The sequence below is a fragment of the Streptomyces sp. NPDC051310 genome, from assembly GCF_044455245.1.
In the GTDB taxonomy this organism is placed as follows: domain Bacteria; phylum Actinomycetota; class Actinomycetes; order Streptomycetales; family Streptomycetaceae; genus Streptomyces.
This window is the reverse complement of the sequence record NZ_JBITEO010000012.1, coordinates 253351-259532: the sequence shown is the minus strand read 5'-3', so window position 1 is coordinate 259532 and position 6182 is coordinate 253351. Positions and strand designations below refer to the sequence as shown.

The window sequence follows — 6182 nt, the reverse complement described above, 5'->3', positions numbered from 1 at the left end:
GTACCCGACACGCCCTTGACGTCGGCCTGACCGCCCAGACGCCCCTCCGTGCCCACCTCACGCGCGACACGCGTCACCTCACCGGCGAACGCCGAAAGCTGATCGACCATCGTGTTGATGGTCTCCTTCAGCTCCAGGATCTCCCCCCGCGCGTCGACCTGGACCTTCTGCGACAGGTCGCCCCGGGCCACCGCGGTCGCCACCTGGGCGATCGAGCGCACCTGGCCCGTGAGGTTGCCCGCCATGGCGTTGACGGACTCGGTGAGGTCGGCCCAGGATCCGGAGGCGCCGGGCACGTGCGCCTGGCCGCCGAGGGCGCCCTCGCTGCCCACCTCCCGTGCCACGCGCGTCACTTCCGACGTGACCGAGGAGAGCTGGTCCACCATGCCGTTGAAGACGGTCGCGATCTCCCCCAGCAGGCCGTCGGACTGGTGGGGCAGCCGGGTCCCGAAGTCCCCGTCGCGCACGGCGGTGAGCCCGGCGAGCAGCTCCCGCAGTTCCGGTTCTCCCACGGCGTCCGTCCCCGCTCCCTCAGCGGTTCCGCGTGCGGGCTGCGGGTTTCTGACCGGGGTCTCAGTCATCGTCCATAACCTCGTTCCGTCAACGGCACCGTAGGCGTGTGTCGCAAATCCGGCGAAGATTAACCGCGGTGCGGGATACCGGGCAATTGCGGCTGGATTCGAACCTCCGCAGTGTCCGGAACACGAGGATCCTATTCCGGAGCGGTCCGGCCGGTGCAGGCGGACGCTCGTCCCCGGTACACGGCGTGCGGCCCACCGTCGGCTCGCGCCCCGCTTCCCGGGTTCGATGCCTGTCCCCGGGAGTGAATTCCCGGGCGGGGGCTTCGTGCGCCGGCCGGGGCCGGTGGGTGCTGCCGCTCCCCTGGCCGTGCCGGGGCCGACGGGCGCCTCAAGGCGCAGGCTTTCCGGCGCAGGCTTTCCGGCGCAGGCTTTCCGGCGCGGGCTTTCCGGCGCGGGCCGGAACGCGGTTCGCCGCCCCCGTACGGAGCGCGCCCCCGGAGGGACGGCACGCGGGGGGCGGCGCGATAACGGGAAACGGGCAGGGCGGGCGCGGGGCCGCTACGCCGCCCCGCTCAGTACCTCGATCAGGTCCGACAAGCGGCGGCGCCACTTGTGCGAGCGCCTGCAGTACCGCCGCAGCACGCCCCGGCCGCGGGGTTGGAAGAGGCGGCCGCACCACAAGCAGGAGTACGGCCGGCTCGCGTTCGCATCCGCTGCCCTGTGCACCGCAGACCTCAGCTCGTCACCCGCGAGGCGTTGACGACCTCGCACTTCTTGTACTCGGAGCCGTCGCCGTCCCCGAGGTAGGCGGTGCTCGCCTCGCCCGTACGGGACTGGGAGGCGGGCACCAGCAGGTCGTCGACCTTCGCGACGGCCCTGGTGACCGGCGCGCCGCCGAGGTCGCCCTTGAACTGCAGGGTGACGTCGTACCTGTAGTCCAGCGCGTCGTCGTTGGTGACCGTGACCTTCGCGATCAAATTCTTGCCCGCCGCGTCCATCCGGCAGTCGTCGACGCGCACGTCGCGCTCGGCCGCGCTCGCACCGGAGCCGCCGCCCGGGACGGACGCTCCACCGGTGCCGGAGCTGCTGCTGCCGTCGCTGCCCTGGGAGCCGCCGGAGCTGGAGCTGTCACTGTTGCTGCTGCTGGACCCGTGGCTGCTGCCGCAGCCGCCACCGCCGGAACCCCGGGCGCCGGTCAGCGCGACGAGTACGACACCGAAGACGGCGACAGCGCGAACATGCCGAAGTTTCACGTTCAACCCCCGTTGAGCGTTGGAAAGTACGAAAGGATGCGCCCTTGTTGACGGGCGCACGTCACCCTAACAGCGCCGTGCGAGTGCCGATCACCACCGCGGAAGGCCGGGCCGGCCCGCCCGTGCGGGGCGGGGCCGGCCCGGCCGGTGACGGCGCGGGCGCCGCGGGCGGGCTACCGCGACAGCACCTGCCGGGTCACGTTCGCCGGCACCGGCGCGTGACCGGCGGGGCGGGTGGTGAAGGTCCCGCGGCCCTGGCTGCGGCCGCGGAGCCGGGACGCGTAGCCGAAGAGCTCGGCCAGCGGCACGACGGCGGTGATCACCGATGTGCCGGCCCGGGAGGTCGATCCCGAGACGCGGCCGCGCCGTGCCGCCAGGTCGCCGAGCACCCCGCCCACGAAGTCGTCGGGCACGGTCACCGTGATCTCGGCCACCGGTTCGAGGAGCGTCATCGCGCACGCGCGCAGCGCTTCGCGCAGCGCGAGCCGGCCGGCCGTGCGGAAGGCCATCTCCGAGGAGTCCTTGGAGTGGGTGGCCCCGTCGGTCAGGGTGACGCGCACCCCGGTCACCGGGTGGCCGCCGAGGGGGCCCTCGGCCAGCGCGTCCCGGCAGCCGGCCTCGACCGCGCGGACGTACTCCTGCGGCACGCGCCCGCCCACGACGGCGGACCGGAACGCGAAGCCGCCCTCGGCACGGCCGGCCGGGCGGGCCACCGAGCCGCCGGCCGCGTCGGCGTCGGCGTCGGCAGCACCGGCGTCGGCGTGCTCGTCCAGCGGCTCGACGTCGAGCACGACGTGGGCGAACTGCCCCGCGCCTCCGTCCTGTTTGACGTGCCGGTACACCAGGCCCCGCACGCCCTGGGCGACCGCCTCGCGGTAGGACACCCGGGGCTGTCCGACGCCGACCTCCAGACCGTGGGCGCGACGGATCTTCTCCACCGCGACCTCCAGGTGCAGCTCGCCCATCCCCGACAGCACCGTCTGCCCCGTCTCCGGGTCGGTCCGCACCGTCAGGGAGGGGTCCTCCTCGGCCAGCCGCGCGAGCGCCGACGCCAGACGGTCGGCGTCCAGGCTCCTGCGGGCCTCCACCGCCACCGAGACGACCGGATCGGCGGCCGCGGGCGGCTCCAGGACCAGCGGAGCCGCGGGTGCGCACAGTGTGGTCCCCGCACGGGCCGTCTTCAGTCCGACCACGGCGACGATCTCCCCGGCCGACGCCGCGTCGACCTCGGCGTGCCGGTCGGCCTGCACCCGCAGGATCCGCCCGATGCGCTCACCGCGGCGCGCTCCCATGTCCAGCACCGCGTCCCCCTTCCGTATCGTCCCCGCGTACACGCGTACATAGGTGAGCCGGCCCGTGGCGGTCGCCTGCACCTTGAAGACCAGCGCGGCGAGCGGCGCACCGGGGTCGGCGCTCCGCTCCTGCACCGTGTCGCCGAGGGTGCCGCGCACCGGCGGTACGTCGGCGGGCGACGGCAGGTACGCCGCGACGGCGTCGAGCAGCGGCTCGATCCCGCGGTTGCGGTACGCCGAACCGCACAGCACCACCACGCCCTCACCACTGCGGGTGAGGTCGCGCAGAGCCGTGGCCAGGGTTTCCGCGGAGACCTCCGGTCGCGTGCAGAACTCCTCCAGCGCGGCCGGGTGGAGCTCGGCGGCCGTCTCCTCCAGCAGGCGCCGGCGCCGGCGCGCCTCCTCCCCCAGCGCCTCGGGTACGGGGCCTTCGCCGTACGGGTCGCCGTCGGCGCCCCAGAGCAGCGTGCGCATGCGCAGCAGGTCGACCACCCCGGTGAAGCCGTCCTCACGTCCCACCGGCAGCTGGACGACCAGCGGGACCGCGCGCAGGCGTTCCCGGATGGACGTGACCGCGGTGTCGAGGTCCGCGCCGGCGCGGTCGAGCTTGTTGACGAAGGCGAGCCGGGGGACCCCGTGACGGTCGGCCTGGCGCCATACGGCCTCGCTCTGCGGCTCCACTCCGGCGACCGCGTCGAACACCACGACCGCTCCGTCCAACACCCTGAGGGAACGGGTCACTTCGTCGGAGAAGTCGACGTGACCGGGGGTGTCGATGAGATTGATCCGGTGACCGTCCCACGTGCAGCTGACCGCGGCGGCGGAGATGGTGATCCCGCGATCGCGCTCCTGGGGGTCGTAGTCGGTGACGGTCGTGCCGTCGTGGACCTCGCCCCGTTTGTGGGTGGCCCCGGTCGCGTACAGGATCCGTTCGGTGAGGGTGGTCTTCCCGGCGTCGACGTGGGCGAGGATGCCGAGATTGCGGACGCGGGTGAGTGGTGTGGCGGAGGTCTTGCGGTCGTCGGTGCGCACGGCCCGAGCCTTTCGGTGCTGTGGAGAGGTAGAAGGCGGCGCGATTTCCGGGACGAACCGGGAAGGAACGACCGGGCTGAAGAGCTTCCGGCCGCGGGGTGCCGGACACCGGGCGTGGAGACACCCGGCGTCATGACGTGACGGCTCCCCGATGTCTCGCAGCGAGGCGTACGGCTTCGGGCATCAGCCACCGGTCGCCGATCGCCGGCTGTCGAGGCGTCAGACGTCAGGAGTCAGGTATCCGACGCCAGGTGCCGGGAGCCGGCACCGCGTAACAGGCGCCGGGTGGCAGGCCGGGCGTGTCAGGCGCCACGCCCCAGGTGTTCGTCGCGGACATCCGGTGACGGCCGCGCAGCCGTCACCGGAGCCGGCAGGACACCGGGATCACGTCGTACCGGGGCCGGGGGACGACGACAGCGGTGCATGCTCGCACGGTCGGGCCCCCTCTTCGGTGTCGGAACGCGCACTGCACAGCGCAGTTCTCCCTGCGGCAGCGTCACGAAGGCGAGTGTAATGAGGGGCCTTTGCCAGGAGCACCGCAATTTTCTGCCCGGGGCGCAAGGGACGTGATCAGGCCACGGCCCGCCCGGGTGCGAATCGGAGCGATCACGGCATAAGGGCGGCCTCGGCGGCCGGCCGCGAGTGACGCAGGCCCCCGCTCTCGCCACGTGGGGCGGACGGTACGGATCCGGCCATGGCGTCCGTGGCGGCGCGGGCGGCCGGCACCTCATGCGTCACCTGTGGTTGCTGACGCCACTACAGCAACACATCCATTTATTGAACACTGAACTGCTCGTACGGTGACCGCAGCGGCCCCGGACCGGACCCGCACCCTTTGCCGAAGGCAAATCCCACGCCCCGTCACCTTTCAGCCAGCCACGGTGCCGAGGCGGGACGGACGGGAAGCGGAACGCACGTCCGGTCGAGCGCCCGGTGGCGGTGCCGGGGTCCACGTACCCGTTGAACGCGCGTAGCGCGACCGAAAGCCGCTCTGTTGCCGCGCCCAAGCGGAGGACAGGATCCGTATCGACCGCTTGTCAGGCCCATGACGGAGAGCCGTCCCGTCGGGCACCTGTCGGCGGCCGCTGGTGGGCCCGCACACCCAACGGGTCCTCGACATCCATGGAGGATGCAGTGAACATCAAGCGCTTCACCCCCCACGGTGGCGTCGCGAGAGGCCTGCGGCTGACCGCCGTGGCCTCGGCCCTGCTGACCGCCGCCGCGCTTGCCGCTCCGAGCGCCGCGGCGGACTCGGCCCCCGCGCCCCGCGCCACCACCGCCCAGCTCGCCGCGGCGAGCGACGCGGTCCTGGGAGCCGACGTCCCCGGTACCGCGTGGTACACGGACTCCGCGTCCGGCAAGCTTGTCCTGACCGCCGACTCCACCGTCTCGGCCGGCGAGCTGGCCAAGATCAAGAAGGCGCTCGGCAGCCGGAGCGAGGCCCTGGAGGTCAAGCGGACCCCGGGCACGTTCAACAAGCTCATCGCGGGCGGGCAGGCCATCTACGCCGGCGGCGGCCGCTGCTCACTCGGCTTCAACGTCCGCAGCGGCTCGACCTACTACGCCCTGACGGCCGGCCACTGCACCAACAGCGGCAGCACCTGGTACACCAACTCGGCCAACACCGCCGTGCTCGGCACGCGTACAGGCTCCAGCTTCCCGGGCAACGACTACGGCATCATCCGGCACTCCAACGCCTCGGCGGCGGACGGCCGCGTGTACCTCTACAACGGCTCGTACCGCGACATCACGGGGGCGGGGAACGCCTCCGTCGGCCAGTCGGTGCAGCGCAGCGGCAGCACCACCGGCCTGCGCAGCGGCACGGTCACCGGCCTCAACGCCACCGTCAACTACGGCAACGGCGACGTCGTCTACGGCCTCATCCAGACCAACGTCTGCGCCGAGCCCGGCGACAGCGGCGGCGCCCTCTTCTCCGGCACCACCGCGCTCGGTCTGACCTCGGGCGGCAGCGGCAACTGCTCCTCCGGCGGCACCACCTTCTTCCAGCCGGTCACCGAGGCCCTGAGCGCGTACGGCGTGAGCGTCTTCTAGCACCGCGCTCCGGGGCCGTCCGGCGGTGGCCC

At 72.8% G+C, this 6182-nt stretch carries 4 protein-coding genes; 1 reads left to right on the top strand and 3 read right to left on the bottom strand.

The annotated features are described in order from the left end of the window. The 3 genes from ACIA79_RS20000 to fusA all read right to left on the bottom strand — a co-directional run. A partial coding sequence (locus ACIA79_RS20000; protein WP_399429637.1) for a HAMP domain-containing protein occupies nucleotides 1-581 on the bottom strand: 581 nt, incomplete at its 3' end. 674 nt (nucleotides 582-1255) lie between these two features. Further along, nucleotides 1256-1774, bottom strand: a complete 519-nt coding sequence (locus ACIA79_RS19995; protein ID WP_399429636.1) for a hypothetical protein — start codon at nucleotides 1772-1774, stop codon at nucleotides 1256-1258. A 173-nt stretch (nucleotides 1775-1947) separates the two neighbouring features. Beyond that, nucleotides 1948-4098, bottom strand: a complete 2151-nt coding sequence (gene fusA, locus ACIA79_RS19990) for an elongation factor G (RefSeq protein ID WP_399429635.1) — start codon at nucleotides 4096-4098, stop codon at nucleotides 1948-1950. Between the two features lie 1134 nt (nucleotides 4099-5232). Between fusA and ACIA79_RS19985 the strand changes: the two genes are divergently transcribed. After that, nucleotides 5233-6150, top strand: a complete 918-nt coding sequence (locus ACIA79_RS19985) for a S1 family peptidase (protein ID WP_399429634.1) — start codon at nucleotides 5233-5235, stop codon at nucleotides 6148-6150. The last annotated feature ends 32 nt before the right edge of the window (nucleotides 6151-6182 follow it).